The following is a 15,461-nucleotide window of genomic DNA, read 5'->3' on the forward strand; positions in this document are numbered from 1 at the left end:
ATGTATTATTGATAGAGGTTTAAGGCTGATTCATTCACTTTTATTGTAGCATTTTTGCGTAAAGACGCAACAAATCCCTGCAGAATAAGGGGAATTTGCTCCTGGTCAATAGTCCGTGCCATTTCAGCACGTTGAGATGCAAACTCGATCGGATCTATCTCTTGTACCGCATTTAGCTGGACTAATACAGCATTTTTACCTGAACTATGCGTTAATAATGCACCAATCTTTTCTAATTGTAATGCACGTTCAGGATTTAGTTCATACTGCTCAAAGATCTTGGCTGCTTCTGCCTCATCTCGTTTTATCCATGGTGTATGGGAAATAGTGCCACCCAAGGCATTTTTAACCTGTTCCAAGGAGTGTCCGCTATGGATCATATCTTTTGCCTTGACTATATCATCTTGCAAAGATCGCATAGCTTGGTCTTCATGCAGGTCATCTAGGACAGTTTTTTTAATAGAGTCTAGGCTTGGCAGGTAGCGCTCTTGAATTGTTTCTACTTGAATCGCATACCCTTCATTCCCTTCAACATAAAAATTCATATCATCTTTTTTGGTTCCAAATAAAGCACGTGCCAGAGGTGTATTATCATTATTAATTAACGCAACCGGAGTTTTTTTACCGCCTTTTTGAAGAACCAAATCAGCTATGGCTTTATTCTTATCGCCTGATCGTAACGCTTCTTCCATATCTGCAACAAATTGATTTTTGAATTTCTTGTTCAATAATAAGGTCTTAATATCATTTTTAACTTTAGCAAATGGCACATATGTGCGCTCTTTCCTATCAACGCGTTGAATAATTTCAAAGCCATTTGTAGTGCGAATTACTGATGAAATATCGCCATTGTTTTTAAGTAGAAATGCCGCACGCTCTAATTCACGATCTTTGTCTGAACGCGTAACCCATTGTATAAGGTTTTCTTTGTCTTCAGAGATATCTTTTGCTTTGGCAGCAAATTGATCAGGATTAGCTAACAATTCACGGCGCAGCTCTTCTGCTTGAGTATGCGCATTAACGGCAGACAATTCATTATCTACCTTAAACAAAATACGTCTAACTTGTACTTGAGTTGGATTATCAACATAATCGGTAGTTTTATGGTCTTCATAATAGGACTGCATAGCACTATCATCTATAGCAATTCCATAAGTTTCAGGGCTGAATTTCCATTTAATACCAGCGCGTTTTTCTGGCACCCAGTACCTACGTTGTGCACTATTTTGTTTATCAAAAAAAGCTTGCAATTCTTGATCTGATACTGATTTTTCACGTGCATTTTTTAAATATTTATCAAATGAAAGTCCGAGTATAGCAAATTTTTTGCCCAACTTTTCATTAATATATGATTGGCGCACTTGTGCATCGGTAGCATAATTACCGACAGCAATAATACTCATCACCGTATTGCGTGCGATAGCATTTTTAACCGCTAGATTAAAGTCGCCCACAGACATACCTATTTGTTTAAGGTGACGTTTGAGCGCTAACTGATTAATAGAGCCAGTAGCATCAAAAACATATCCTGGAACCAACCCACTCAATTCTTGCTGAACAAATCGTTGATTCTGTAATTGCTCTTTAACTAAATCATCATGAATTTCTATACCTATCGCCGCAGCAACTTGATTTATAAGTTCATCCTGAACAGCAAACCTAAACGCTGTTTCGCGTGGATCAGAACTCATGCCCATTGATTGTAAGAGTGCATCTGCATACGGCCCATACTGTTGTTTGAAAAATGAAATATATTGCTGCTGTTCTATAACTTTTTGTCTGAATTGAGCAAATGAAATAGTATCGTTATTAACTTGAACAACCCATTCATCAATCTTGTTTGACAAACCGCTAAAAACCGGTGGTAATACCATAGCGATAATTAAGCCCGCAACGGTAAACCATAACACAGTTCGATAAGAATCTGTTTTCATGTAACGTCTAATGTCGATGATCATTGTGTGCTACCTTTCTTGCTACTAACAGGTTACAATTTGTATATCTTTTATTTTTTCTTTTTCTTTAATTCTTTCAACAATACGTAAAAGTTCATTTTTGTTAGCATACGGTTCAGTAACTACCTGGTACCATGATACTACTTTACCTTTAGAGGTTTTGCTTTTACGAGTTTTTATAGTGGTTGTAATACCATTTTCTTCCATACGCTGTACAAAGTTATTAGCCGCACGTGAAGTTCCAAAGCCTATCAACTGTGCATAAAAACGTTCTTTTGATAGAGTTGGTTCAACAATAGAAGCTTTATCATTATTTTCGTGAGCAACAGCAATAGAACTTGCATCAATATCAACTGTTTGTGCAGGTTCAATAGATTCATCTTGCGTTATTACGAAATTCTCATCTTTTTCTTGTGGCGTTACACACAATGATGCATAAATCTGATCGGTAAAAGATTCTTGCTCTACTCTATGCGTAAAATCTTCTGCTCCAAAATGGATACCAAAAAAATAGCCTCCCAAAAAAGACATAAATGGAATAAGCATGATAAATGCTACAATAGTACTCAGTTGACGATTAGGTACAAATAATCCATGCGTACTCGTGCAAACGCATTTTTTTTCTTCGAATGACTCTCGCTTTTTTTGTTCATTATTATATTCGTTCATTGTAGCTACACACCTTACTTTTGATAGGTTAATTTAATAGCTTATTAATATACTCTTCAAGATTAGTGAACGTCAAGTTGACCTCATCAAGCTCAATACCAAATCCATTGGCGTGAGTACGCAGGTAATGTTCATGTGAATGAATAAGATCACGCTGCAACATACGCCAATACGTCAGTTGTCTTTTTGCATAATGACGTGTTCTTTTTTGAATCAAGCTAATGGTATGTTGAAAGCTTTCAGTTGTGTGCTCACCAGTAAAATATCGTATCAAATCATCATAACCAATAATTTTTTTATCAAGAATAAATGGTTCCCATGCGGTACCCATCAATGCGCGTACTTCATCAAGCCATCCTGCTTCTATCATTGTATGCACTCGCTCATTAATACGTGTATACAATTCGTTTCGTTCGCGGTTTAAAAATATAATACGATATGGCGCGACTGGTATGTAACGTGGCAGATATTCTGAAGGCTTGCGCCCCGTTGATTGCCAAATAGATAAAGCACGTTTAATTCGATATACATCATGTTTGTGAATTTTTTGTGCTCGTTCAGGATCAATTGCATAGAGATCTTGCCATAAATTCTGTGCTGATATTTCTTCATCGGGTATATACTCAGCAAGATCTTCAACGCTCGGTGGAAAAAAAAGAGAACGCAAATAAAAACCAGAACCGCCAACTAGAATAGGCAGCCTGTCTCGTTCCCATATTTCTTTAATGAGCGGAATAACCGCATCACGATATTCTTGAACAGAATAGTTACGTGGCGTATCAATAATATCAAACAAGTGATGAGGCGTAGATTCAGAACGCCAATTAGGTTTAGCAGTACCTATGGTTAGCGGGGTATACAACTGTCCCATATCAAGATTAATAATTTCTGAAGGTAATTGCTGTGCAATAATCTGCGCACAATCAGTTTTGCCAACACCGGTCGGACCATAAATAATCAAAATGCTTTTTGTTTTTTGTATACTCATTAAACAAACCTTATAAAAGAGGGCCTGTTCAGTACAGACCCTCTTTTTATTCCTGTCATGTGCTTGTACGTACTTTATGGTACTAATGAGCGCACACGCTCTATTGCTTGATCTGGTTGAATCTCTTCAACTATCGCTATCTCTTCTACCAATAATGCTTCAGTTTGATGCATTAAATTACGCTCTCCGAATGATAATTCTTTGCGTGCTGAAATATGCTTTAAATCTCTGTATATGGCACCAATTTTATGCAAATCACCGGTACGTAATTGTCCCTGGTATTCTTTGTTGCGTTTGCTCCAATTGACAACAGGCTGATCTGGATTTTGTTCTTTAACCGGTTCTGCAAGAAACTTGAAAATGTCCTGTATGCGTTTATTGGAACTTAATGGGCGAATACCAACTGCGGTTGCATTATTTTCTGGTACCAAGATAGTCATATCTTTGTTGATGAATTTCAATTCTAAAAAGTTCGTAACGGTATCACCAGTACGCTTTTTGACTATGCGGTTAATTTCTGCTACACCATGACCAGGGTAAACAACTTTTTCTTTCAAAGAGAACATGATGTTACCCCTTCCTTAGTTAAAGAAAGCTCAACACCAAAACAAAGTTTCACCCTGTGCCAATGATCATACCATAAAAATTTTAATTTTGCATCGGTCTGGTTGAACTGTGCAGTTAACAATAGTCTATAGTTTTATTACACTGTAAATTACATGTTAGAAATTAACTAGGAATTATATGAGCACTCTCTATAAATCTTTTTTGCGCAATGCATGGTGGAACACCATAGAATCGATTGTATACCATGGGACACTCATGTCCCATCAATGGTTAGTATTTAATACCATGCCACGTGAAACCTATGGGTTAGCAGGCATTTTGTTTTCCATTATCTATTTGAGTATATCACTCATCAATATGGGATTCGATCATGCAGTCGGCACCCATTGGCAAGAAGCATGCCTGAGCAAAAAACATTTTATATACCATGTATGGTATCAACTAATTCCCAACTATATAGTAATTATAATTGTCACATCTGGATTGTTGCTCAGTGGAATCTACTATCCATACATAAATACCTCTTTGGTTTTGATACTGGCTGCAATCATAGGTTCAGAAAGCATGAAAAAATCAGGGAAAGTAATTTTGCAACTTATGTTTAAAAGTCATATCACTGCCAGTACAGATTCTATGGCTATTGTATTGTACACCAGTATGGTATGGGGATGGTATGGGTACACACAAAACTTTACGCTGTATAGCGTATTTATACCATTACTTATAAGTTCTTTATTGAGTGCAATGTTATTTTTCTCAGAGATTATAAAATTTTACTCAGAATTATCAGACGAGCAAGGAGTAACCTTTAACAACAAACCGATTGCGCATAACAGACTATATAGCTTTTTAAGTGATATGAGTCAGCAATTATTTTCTGGTAACATACTTATCCCCTTACTCGCTATGCATGTTGGCCTGCATACGGTGGGAACTTTCAAGTTAATAAGTCATTTATGTCACAGTGTAGGTGCTATTATATACAACGTATTTGGATTAACAAGCCAGGTACTTTTTGCACACGCAAAAAATATGCATTATAGCGCAAAACAAGCAATATTCAGCCATATCACCAACTATATACACCATGCATTATATGCGTGTGCTATTTTTGGCATAATAAATTTCCAAAAAATTATGGGGGACACTAGTACGCATAATACAACTGATATGCTTATGATAGGACTATATTTTGTGATCATATTTTCACAAAATTTTTTTATACCATACGAAAAATTATTTTTAAATGAAGAAAAAACGCATTATTTAGCCATTATCCAACTACTAGCCTGGTCAGCTATGTATATGACCATATGGTACATTGCACCACAATCTGCCCTACTGGCACTAGTTGCAATAGTACTAATACGATTAATAAGTTACGTTTTATTAGGATTGATTGCGGCACGTTCATGGTCAATAACACCATCATGGCAACTACAGCCGGTTTTTGGATTAGCAGCTGTATTTTGCTCATGCGTATTCTTTTGGTTGTGGCAATAAATTATGGCGTCACCATGCGGCCAAAAGCACATGCTACTTGACCCATAATACCTTTGTTATAGCCCAAATCATTACGGCACTCATTGAGTATGTTGATCAATTCTTGTAACCGTTGCTGAACCAGAATACTTAACATAATCGTATTATTTTGATTTGCTGTATGTGGTTGCCACGCAATTATATTAAACAACGCATCATATGCCTCATCAAAGTGAACAATAGCGCTTATAAGTTGTATACGCAAATCGTCATTGGATAATGAAGCTAATAGTGTATCCGTGTTAGCACACTGTATAAGCAAGGGTGCCATGTCTTGCGTGCGGTGATAGCGGTCAAAATCTTTTGCATGCAAACGTTCTATCATATTCTGTGCGACATTTTGAATACCATCAAGCTGATTACGCAAGCCAAATATTGAGTTATATAAACGTAGCCCAACACATGTGGCCGATGCACACATAGAAGCGCTAATAGTCCACTTATTAGCTAAACTCCATGGCATATTTCGCTGAAACTGTACATAATCAAAGTTCAGCAATTGCTGATCGTATTGCGCACGAACAGCAGGTCCATTATCTATAAGTATTTCTTTTGCCTTATTAAGATCTGCTTGCGTATTGCCAGTACCACCTTTATCAGAATGATGAATAAGTGATTGAGCTCTATATGCTCTCTTCAATTGATCTAAAGTCGCATTACGAGGTACCCCCAAGACAACATAAAAATCCTTGAATCCAGACTCTGTACAACTTTGAAAACCTACTGTGTAATTGGGTGGCGTATTTTGTTGGGTAGCGTGTCGAACTGGCACTGATGAATTAAACATCATACCGAGTAACGGCGTTGTTAAAAAGCATCCAATACTAAAAAGCAATACACTATTTTTTATTTTTTTATTCATCAGTAATCCTATTAAGACAATGTATATATCCATGCACCAACACCAAGTGCACTCAAAGCGGCAATTCCCAATACTTTTTTCCAAACACTTGCTTGCGCACGACATTCAGCCAAGACTTTTTTGAGTTCATCAGCACGTTGTTGCATAGTCTGCACTAATGCTTTTTTATCTTGCATAAAAACTGATTTGCCTTTTGCATAGTAGCCTTCGTGTTCTATAGCATGCCATATTGCATAAAACGCAGCATCAAAGTTCTTGATTGCAACATCTAATTGTTGTTGCAACTCGTGCGATTTGACCGATTTGACTAGTTCTTCAATATTATGTTGCACCGAAAGTGCAGAAATAATAAATGGAATATTATACAAATCAAAATTCCAATTTGGCTCTTCAGAGGAGATTAATATACGAACAAGTTGATTTGCTGAATGTTCGATATTATTGAATATAGCATACATCCATGTTTGTATACCTTTATACGCGGTGTATCCGAACGCAGCTGCCCCAACAACTCCAAATGCCGCATATTGATAAAAACATTTGGAACATGCAGGAATAGGAGAACATGCACCAGCAACTTGATGGCCACATGGTAAGTCATGCAGCTTGCTCATTTGACACACAGGGTTTTTTATACCACACGGCAAACACGCATGATGACCACAGGATTTTTTTACTACAAAAAAACCACCCGTAGCAGTATCTACAAATTTTTTACGATCAATAAATTCCTGTGTACGACAATGCCCTGCACAAAATATATCATGATGCTTTTGTTGTGGTTGCCATAATACTAATTTCTTAGTTTCCTTATCAAATTTATATCGTAATGCATTATCGGGAATTGATTGACTACATCCTGGCATTGGACACGTGTTAGGCCTATTTTGCAATAAGCATGCTGAACACAAAACATGCCCACATTCAGGTCTAAGTGATTTAATTCTATCTTCTTCTTCATAACGGGCACAATATCCAGTACACCAATCAAAGCGTTTTGGCTCTGGTAGTGTTTTTATCATGTCATTGCGCATATTATGCATTTGGTTACGAATCAACTGAATTTCATTAGGGCTTAATATTCTATCCACATAATCATATTGAGGTCGTTGCATTTGAAAAGATTGTGCCGGTCTCTGTACCTGCTGGCGTGGACACAACGGACACATTTTGTTTTCTGCATTTAAAGTTTCTTTCATACAACCAATACACAACTCATGATTACAATTAATAAAATTCACAAATGTGTGAGCTGGTTTGGAATCCTTACATACAGGACAAAAATGTTTTTCTGCTTCTTTTTTTTGTTGCTTTTGACGTATGGGCTTGTGTAGTGACTTGGTTTTTCCCTTACCTTTACCTTTATCATCTTTTTGTTGGTATTCTTCTCGTGCATCTTTTATTTGCTTCATTAACTCATGTGCTGCTTTATTATTAAATGCCTGCTTTTTGGTATGTTCATCAAATGTATGATGACAAGAAGGACAAGTAAATTCAATAGACTTACTACACTTCATATGCACAAAATGATGCTTTGAACACGGCATTTGGTATACCGGTAAGTTTTTTGCACGAATATCTTCATTACATACAACACACACATAGCGGTTATTCGAGCTATTACTAGCAAAAATAGTATTGAAAATTGACATCGCCATACTTGACTGCGACACTACTAGTAATGCGGTGCATACAAATAATAAACGTGTATACAAACGTAATGTATTCATTATAAAGTCCTCCATTTATCCTAAAGTCTAACGTTGCGCATATACGTATGCACCAAGGCCCAGAGTGCCTAGTGCTGTAATTCCCAATACTTGTTTCCATATACTGGTGCGTGTTCGACATTCGCTTAGAATTTCTTTTATTGATTGTGCTGCTGCACGCAAATCTTCCACTTGATGTTTTTTATCGCGCATAAATGCCACTTTGCTTTTGGCATAATAGCCATCTTTATCTAAGGTGTTCCAAACAACTTCAAGTGTTTTATCAAAATTTTTTATAGCATTTTCCAATTTTACTTTTAATTCATCTGAAGATATAGAATTCATAATGCACTCAAGATCATATTGTAATTGCAAGCCAAGTAATATGAATGGCGGATTATGTAAATCAAAATTCCAGTTTTTATTCGGTGACACTAAAGAATTAATTATAGTATCCACTGAATATTCAAGAGAATTGAATTGAGACGAATATATTTTGTTTAAAATATAATAGGATATTGCACCCAGAGCTACCATTGCGGTAGTACCATATAGTTGATAAACCCAGAGCGGTTTTGGAATCGGAATGTTAAAATACTGAGCAATATCAACAGGAAAACCTTGACCAAAAGCTCTTATATCTTTTCTACACATGGGGCATGTGTAACGAGGTTGCCCTGTTGTCTTGATATTAACAGTTGAATTGTTATCTAGAGGAATTTGAAAATTATCTGTATACCTAGATCCGATCCACTGTTTTAGACAATCAAAACAGATAGACTGTTTATGTTCGCAACATGGCATTGAAATAAGTCTTTTACCATCAGCTAGTTCTTCATAGCATATGCCACACTCTTTTGCTTCAGATACATCCATACCATAGGTAACCTGTGGTACAGACACAAAAAGCAATGCGCCGAGTAGGCTATAGTTTAATACATTTTTCAGTTTCATATCTGTCCCTTATTCATTATACCTCAAAATAGGTATTTTCCCCTGTTTTTAGGTATAAATCAGTATAGCAGAATAAGAGATGAACAAAAGTGGTATAGCCCTATTTTAGGCTATTTTAGGTGTTTTCAGGATCCAAAAAGGTCAAAAGCAACTCAAAGTTTTCACATAGAAACACTAGAACCTTTATTTTGAGGACCGATTAAGGCGATTAATCAGATCAATCATAGGCCTATTATTAGCCTGATTAGCTAGATTTAAAGGGGTATTATAATCATTGTTTTTAATGCCAGCATTTATCAGCTTCCCATACGTTTTAATCATGTAATTACCAAATTCTAAATCATTACGCATAACTACACGATGAAGCAATGTATTACCATCCCTACCCTGCATATTGATATTAGCGCCAGTCTGCATAAAAAGATTGAGTATCTTCTTACGATCACTGCTATTGGTAACCCATTCGATAAATTCCATAGAGTTTTGGCCAGAGGCATTTTGCACTGAAATATCCGCATTGCTTTTGAGTAATAGTTCAACCATAGGAACATTCTGCTGCAACATGGCAAGTTGCAATGGTGGGTACTGTAAATTATCTTGTGATCTTAAATTTACACGTGCACCACGAACATTAATCAGTTCTTGGACTAGGTCTTTGTTATGAGCAAGTACTGCATACATCAAGGGTGTAAGCCCAACTGCGCTAAATGTATCAATTGGTTCAGTTGCACGCATACCAACAATAGCAGGTTTTTCGTTAAATTTTCGCGCCAGATCGGTAAACAGAAAATCTAATGCATATTCATACGCGGTAAATCCTTTGTTATTTTTTACATTTTCATCGATAAGAAGAAAAAAATCTTTGCGGAACAATTCAATCCAATCTTGATCACGAATTTCTACGGCATCATGCAGCATCGTGTTACCTTTTTTATTCTGAGCATTTACCAATGCACCATGTTTAATTAAAAAACTAACCATATCCATTCGTTGTTTATAGGCAGTAATAATTTGCAAACTATTATGCAACACGGTATCACCATTGGAATCTTGAACCTGGACATCCGCACCACTATCAATCAAAAACTTTGCAATTGCCATACTATTGAGGTTGGCACCGTATAACACGGCAAATTGTAATGGCGTCATATTGTTCCAGGTGAGTGATCGTGCGTTTATATCTGCACCACTGCGCACAAGAAACCGAGCACGCTCCAAATCACCACGCCTTGCTGCAATCATCAAGGGAGTCATACCCTCTTCATTACGCATATCAACATTCACACCACGTGCCAACGCACTACGCATCTCTGGTAAAGAGCTATTAAAATCAAATAAAATATTATCAAATGCATGAACTACAATATGAGTACGCACTAAACATAAAATAAATAATAAAACGGCGCATTTTATACCAAGCGATAGAAAAAGTGCTTTTCGCAGCCTCATACATCTGACTCCTTGTTTGCATTGATGCTTGATCCTTCTGTTTATATAGCCTACTATAGGGGTTTAGAAACATGCAATAGTAAAAATATGCTTGGTATAATGCTGAATTAGGTTTAATGGTTATACGGCTAAATAACACTCCTTTTTATGACTACACAAGAACTATTTAAAAATTTCTCTCATGGCGTTCGCTGGAATGCTGCATTTTATATTTTCTATAAAATTACCACTACTATATTTACTTTTGTTTTGTATTACACACTAGATACCGCCATTTTTTCAGCTTGGGTAAATATAAACAGCTCATTATTTCTTCTACTTTTATGGACAGATTTTGGATTACGCAAATCTATTACACAATATTCAGCGCAATTGATAGACAAAGAAAAATACTTATTCATGTATCATATTATATGGTTCCAAATTGCATTACTCATATTGGCGCTTCCTTTATTTATATATTATCTATTTACCACGTTACATGTCGAACTACATGCTATCTTGCCTATTGCAAGCGCAGTATTTATATCAGAAGGATGCGTATCGCTCATACGTTCAATATTTCATGCAGAATTTTCACATAAAAAATTCAATTCAATAAGTACCTATACATACATCACAGAACTCGTAATCAATATAACATTGGTATATACCATACCAAGTGCCGTTTCTTTAATATGCGCTTTACTAAGTACCAAGTTATGCGCAAACATCATTATACTCGCAACAAGCTACAAACTGCATACAAGAAAAATAGACATGCATGCTAACATGCCGCATACATCCTGGTCTCATATACGCAGCCAATTCATCCAGCACACCAGCATTATGTGGATAAACAACAATTTAAAAAGTTTATCAGAGCGAAATTTTTTGGTTCCGTTTTTTACTCATACGATAGGGCCTGTGTATGCCAACATATTTAAAGTTGCTAATGATGCTGCATTACTGTTTTACCGCATTGCCATCAAGACCATTGGTACTACTGACACGGCATTACTTGCACATGTACAAGCGCGTATAGATAGCGATGAAGTAATGCCATTGGCATTCAGACGGTTAACCACAAAGGTAGTGGGTCTATGCCTTCCCCTTTTAGGAATTATTATGGTAGTTTCCTTACAATCTAATTATTGGTTCAATAGCTCCTTTATATTCTATGCATTCATTATTATGGCTACCTGTTACCTAACAGAAATATTGTTATTACCCTATGAACGTTTGCTCGAAATTAAACAAAATTATTTTTTACTATTCATCGCATATGTACCGTATAGTATCATGCTCATATTATTATTTACCCATCAGTTAAATACGTACCTTGGTTTGTTAGGAACGATTGCCTGTATACATGGCGTTCGATTGGTAAGTTTACTCATTATGGCTGTATGCGCTCGCTATTACTACGTTGCGCAATTCCCCTTCCGGTTCTTTATAAAAGGTGCTTGTGTATGTACAGGAGTAGTACTCGTCATTCACCATGGAATCCATTATAGTCAATCATGGTATACACCAATAATTAACCAAAAAAATTATATAAAAATACATTCCTATTTTGCTCGGAACGAGCAATTAAAGGAGAGTAGTCTATAAAATTATTCCTTTTCTACCACCCGCCCATGGCGGGTATGAAGGCAAGACCGGGCTGCCGTATGTCCGTGGAGCGGCCGCATGGCCCGACCACGGGCAAGGCACACGGGCGAGCCGGAATAAGAATGCCCTTCTACCCTCATCATATCAACTCATGCCTCGATTAATTATGCGACATATGGCTATCAAGCCCCACTCAGCATTTCTTATATTTAAAATATAAATAAGTTACATTACAAGACTAAGATTTTTTGAGTGTAAATTTGACAGCCATACCTTGATTCGGCATAATAATAAATAAAAATCGGCCCATAAAAATTATGGGTCTCAATCATGAAATTATACACCCATAAAGGAGGACTCTCAATGGCAAAAAAAATAATCGGTATCGACTTGGGTACCACTAACTCAGTGGTATCATTCATGGAAGGTGGGCAACCAAAAGTTATCCCTAACAAAGAAGGTAACAACACCACCCCATCTATGGTAGCATTTACCAAAGATGGTAAACGTTTGGTTGGTACTATGGCAAAGCGTCAAGCGGTAACCAATCCAGAAAACACCATCTTCTCTGCAAAGCGTTTCATCGGTAAAGATTTTTCTCAAGTAGCCGAAGAAGTTAAACGCATGCCATACAAAGTCGTAAAAAATAGCAAAGGCAGCATCAGCATCGAAATTCAGAATAAAGAATACTCAACGCAGGAAATTTCTGCAGCTATCTTGAGCCACCTCAAACAAGTAGCAGAAGAATACCTAGGTACCTCAGTTACAGAAGCAGTAGTCACCGTCCCTGCATACTTTAATGACGCACAACGTCAGGCAACCAAAGATGCTGGAAGAATTGCTGGACTCGATGTAAAACGTATTATTAACGAACCTACCGCTGCAGCATTAGCATATGGTATGGACAAAAAGAAAGCCGGCAATATTGCTGTATTCGACTTCGGTGGTGGTACCTTTGACGTATCTATATTAGAAATTAATGATGGCGTCATAGAAGTAAAATCAACCAATGGGGATACCCATTTGGGTGGTGATGACATCGATTTACGTATATTAGATTTCTTAGTTGATGCATTCAAAAAAGAACATGGTATTGACTTGCAACGCGACACGTCAGCACTACAACGATTAAAAGAAGCAGCAGAGAAAGCTAAAAAAGAACTTTCTGCGCTCCAAGAAACAGAAATCAATTTACCATACATTACCGCTGATGCAACAGGGCCAAAACACTTAGTAACTACCCTATCACGTGCAAAGCTTGAAAGCCTATGCGCTGATATTTTCAATCGTTTGGTAGAACCATGCAAAAAAGCATTAAATGATGCAAAGATCAACCCAAATGAGATCAACGAAGTGATCTTAGTCGGTGGATCAACACGCATTCCAAAAGTGCAAAACTTGGTTAAAGAACTTTTTGGCAAAGAACCAAACCGATCAGTAAACCCAGATGAAGTCGTTGCCGATGGTGCAGCTATTCAAGGTGGTGTACTTGCAGGTGAAGTTAATGATGTATTATTACTTGACGTTACTCCACTAACCTTAGGTATTGAAACATTGGGCGGCGTTGCAACACCATTGATTGAACGTAATACAACAATTCCAACAAGAAAATCACAAGTATTCTCAACTGCAGAAGACAACCAAACAGCAGTAGACATCCGAGTAGTACAAGGTGAACGCCAGTTTGCAAAAGATAATAAACAACTTGGCCAATTCAGACTTGATGGCATTCCAGCTGCTCCACGTGGTGTACCGCAAGTTGAAGTTACCTTTGATATTGATGCCAATGGTATTGTGCATGTATCTGCAAAAGATAAAGCATCCGGTAAAGAACAAAAAATCACGATCACCAATAGTAGCGGTCTTGATAAATCAGAAATCGAACGCATGGTACGCGAAGCACAAGAACATGCAGATTCAGATAAAAAAGCCAAAGAAGTGGTAGAAAAACGTAACCAACTTGATGGCATTATTTTGCAAGTAGAAAAAACATTAAAAGACAACAAAGAAAAACTTGCTGAAGCTGATATTACGGCAACTGAACAAGCGGTCGTAAAAGCTAAACAAGCTCTGAAAGATCACGCTGAAAATGCAGAAGAACTGCAAAAAGCAACTGAAGAGTTGTTGCAAGCTTCACATAAAGTTGCTGAAATCTTGTACAAAGAACAAGGGACACAACAACAAACAGCTGATCAAGCACACCAATCTGGCCCACAACAAAGTTCAACCGAACAAGGCCCAATTGATGCAGAAATAAGCTAAGCGTATAAACAAGCAACAAAAAAGCCCGGAATAAAATCTGGGCTTTTTGTTATATAGAGTATTTTACTTCACTTATAATTATTGTAATTTAATTACTTGTTGGTCTGTTTCCGGAATGTATGGCATGCATAATGCTTGATTAATGCACTCTTTAACTATAATCAATTTATCTATTTTTTTATCATGCTGTTCATACATAAATGGCAGTGATGGCAATGCAATATTAAAAAAAGGTATACAAGACATAAATGCAGAAGACGCAGCTAACCCCATATCAGGTTTTTTTAAATTCATAGTAAAAATACCAGTAGCAATCAACCCTACCAATGTTAAAGATGAACCAATAAGTACACGAATCAAATGAGACTGGTCATATATCTCATCTATATGATCTTTATGGAATTTGATTTCATCATCCAGTGTTTTAACAAGAGAATCAAATATAATCTTTTCATCTATCTCATTCAAACGGGCATAATTCCTAATTGATTTAATTCGATTATCAATAACTTCATCAGTAATATTAACTAAATCATCAAGCATAAATTCTTTAGTTATATTCGGATCACTAAAAACATCATAACTATATGGCCCTTTAACAACAACAATTATTCCCGTTCCTTTTTTGGCAAAACTTGAATAATCAAAAGGATTGTCACAATGTATAATACACTTACCATGAGATATGATAGTACCCTTAAATTTAAATTCTTCACACTTTATCGTTATATTCTTCCCTTCAATAGTGCCATACCCATAAAATCTTTGAGCATTTATTTTTAAAGTATCTTGGTTCAAGTGGCCATCCAGCGTAAATGAGCCAGCATAAATATTTGCTTTTAAATTAATTGATGAGCAACCAAGCAAAGCCACTAAAAAAATTAAACTTCTATTTTTCAAATTCATTTTCA

The 15,461-nt window shown here is 36.6% G+C and carries 12 protein-coding genes; 3 read left to right on the forward strand and 9 right to left on the reverse strand.

All coding sequences use genetic code 11. The features are described from left to right. Positions 1 to 5 precede the first annotated feature (5 nt). The 4 genes from PK943_01390 to PK943_01405 all read right to left on the reverse strand — a co-directional run bounded on the left by PK943_01390 (position 6) and on the right by PK943_01405 (position 4,178). A complete protein-coding gene (locus tag PK943_01390) occupies positions 6 to 1,958 on the reverse strand; it encodes a SurA N-terminal domain-containing protein (protein HRN77867.1) in 1,953 nt (650 codons plus the stop codon). A gap of 21 nt (positions 1,959 to 1,979) precedes the next feature. After that, positions 1,980 to 2,624, reverse strand: a complete 645-nt coding sequence (locus PK943_01395; GenBank protein HRN77868.1) for an SPOR domain-containing protein — start codon at positions 2,622 to 2,624, stop codon at positions 1,980 to 1,982. Positions 2,625 to 2,652: 28 nt separating this feature from the next. Then, positions 2,653 to 3,612 (reverse strand): tRNA (adenosine(37)-N6)-dimethylallyltransferase MiaA, encoded by a 960-nt coding sequence (gene miaA / locus PK943_01400; protein HRN77869.1) that lies wholly within the window; start codon positions 3,610 to 3,612, stop codon positions 2,653 to 2,655. 74 nt (positions 3,613 to 3,686) lie between these two features. After that, complete coding sequence (locus tag PK943_01405; GenBank protein ID HRN77870.1) at positions 3,687 to 4,178, reverse strand: CarD family transcriptional regulator; 492 nt, start codon at positions 4,176 to 4,178, stop codon at positions 3,687 to 3,689. Positions 4,179 to 4,356: 178 nt separating this feature from the next. Here PK943_01405 and PK943_01410 point away from each other — a divergent pair, with 178 nt between their 5' ends. Continuing rightward, positions 4,357 to 5,682 (forward strand): hypothetical protein, encoded by a 1,326-nt coding sequence (locus PK943_01410; GenBank protein ID HRN77871.1) that lies wholly within the window; start codon positions 4,357 to 4,359, stop codon positions 5,680 to 5,682. 1 nt (position 5,683) lies between these two features. On the opposite strand, the gene PK943_01415 is transcribed toward PK943_01410, so the two are convergent. From PK943_01415 to PK943_01430, 4 genes are all read right to left on the reverse strand, one after another. Beyond that, positions 5,684 to 6,583 (reverse strand): J domain-containing protein, encoded by a 900-nt coding sequence (locus PK943_01415; GenBank protein ID HRN77872.1) that lies wholly within the window; start codon positions 6,581 to 6,583, stop codon positions 5,684 to 5,686. Between the two features lie 11 nt (positions 6,584 to 6,594). Beyond that, positions 6,595 to 8,313 carry a hypothetical protein gene (locus PK943_01420; GenBank protein HRN77873.1) on the reverse strand — a complete coding sequence of 573 codons (1,719 nt, stop codon included), beginning with the start codon at positions 8,311 to 8,313 and terminating at the stop codon, positions 6,595 to 6,597. 27 nt (positions 8,314 to 8,340) lie between these two features. Beyond that, on the reverse strand, positions 8,341 to 9,246 hold the full coding sequence (locus PK943_01425; protein HRN77874.1) for an RING finger protein: 906 nt from the start codon (positions 9,244 to 9,246) through the stop codon (positions 8,341 to 8,343). A gap of 183 nt (positions 9,247 to 9,429) precedes the next feature. After that, a complete protein-coding gene (locus PK943_01430) occupies positions 9,430 to 10,695 on the reverse strand; it encodes an ankyrin repeat domain-containing protein (protein HRN77875.1) in 1,266 nt (421 codons plus the stop codon). Between the two features lie 147 nt (positions 10,696 to 10,842). Between PK943_01430 and PK943_01435 the strand changes: the two genes are divergently transcribed. Next, positions 10,843 to 12,288, forward strand: a complete 1,446-nt coding sequence (locus tag PK943_01435; GenBank protein ID HRN77876.1) for a hypothetical protein — start codon at positions 10,843 to 10,845, stop codon at positions 12,286 to 12,288. A 363-nt stretch (positions 12,289 to 12,651) separates the two neighbouring features. Then, positions 12,652 to 14,550, forward strand: a complete 1,899-nt coding sequence (dnaK, locus tag PK943_01440; protein HRN77877.1) for a molecular chaperone DnaK — start codon at positions 12,652 to 12,654, stop codon at positions 14,548 to 14,550. Between the two features lie 78 nt (positions 14,551 to 14,628). Here the strand turns inward: dnaK and PK943_01445 are convergent, their stop codons facing one another. Continuing rightward, on the reverse strand, positions 14,629 to 15,456 hold the full coding sequence (locus PK943_01445) for a hypothetical protein (protein ID HRN77878.1): 828 nt from the start codon (positions 15,454 to 15,456) through the stop codon (positions 14,629 to 14,631). Between the last annotated feature and the right edge of the window lie 5 nt (positions 15,457 to 15,461).

The organism is Candidatus Dependentiae bacterium, from assembly GCA_035445995.1.
Taxonomy (GTDB): domain Bacteria; phylum Babelota; class Babeliae; order Babelales; family Vermiphilaceae; genus DAOMRS01.

Bases quoted from the DNA above. Each gene is read 5' to 3' on its own strand.
- PK943_01390 (HRN77867.1), bottom strand. From the start codon at position 1,958: ATGATCATCGACATTAGACGTTACATGAAAACAGATTCTTATCGAACT.
- PK943_01395 (HRN77868.1), bottom strand. From the start codon at position 2,624: ATGAACGAATATAATAATGAACAAAAAAAGCGAGAGTCATTCGAAGAA.
- miaA (HRN77869.1), bottom strand. From the start codon at position 3,612: ATGAGTATACAAAAAACAAAAAGCATTTTGATTATTTATGGTCCGACC.
- PK943_01405 (HRN77870.1), bottom strand. From the start codon at position 4,178: ATGTTCTCTTTGAAAGAAAAAGTTGTTTACCCTGGTCATGGTGTAGCA.
- PK943_01410 (HRN77871.1), top strand. From the start codon at position 4,357: ATGAGCACTCTCTATAAATCTTTTTTGCGCAATGCATGGTGGAACACC.
- PK943_01415 (HRN77872.1), bottom strand. From the start codon at position 6,583: ATGAATAAAAAAATAAAAAATAGTGTATTGCTTTTTAGTATTGGATGC.
- PK943_01420 (HRN77873.1), bottom strand. From the start codon at position 8,313: ATGAATACATTACGTTTGTATACACGTTTATTATTTGTATGCACCGCA.
- PK943_01425 (HRN77874.1), bottom strand. From the start codon at position 9,246: ATGAAACTGAAAAATGTATTAAACTATAGCCTACTCGGCGCATTGCTT.
- PK943_01430 (HRN77875.1), bottom strand. From the start codon at position 10,695: ATGAGGCTGCGAAAAGCACTTTTTCTATCGCTTGGTATAAAATGCGCC.
- PK943_01435 (HRN77876.1), top strand. From the start codon at position 10,843: ATGACTACACAAGAACTATTTAAAAATTTCTCTCATGGCGTTCGCTGG.
- dnaK (HRN77877.1), top strand. From the start codon at position 12,652: ATGGCAAAAAAAATAATCGGTATCGACTTGGGTACCACTAACTCAGTG.
- PK943_01445 (HRN77878.1), bottom strand. From the start codon at position 15,456: ATGAATTTGAAAAATAGAAGTTTAATTTTTTTAGTGGCTTTGCTTGGT.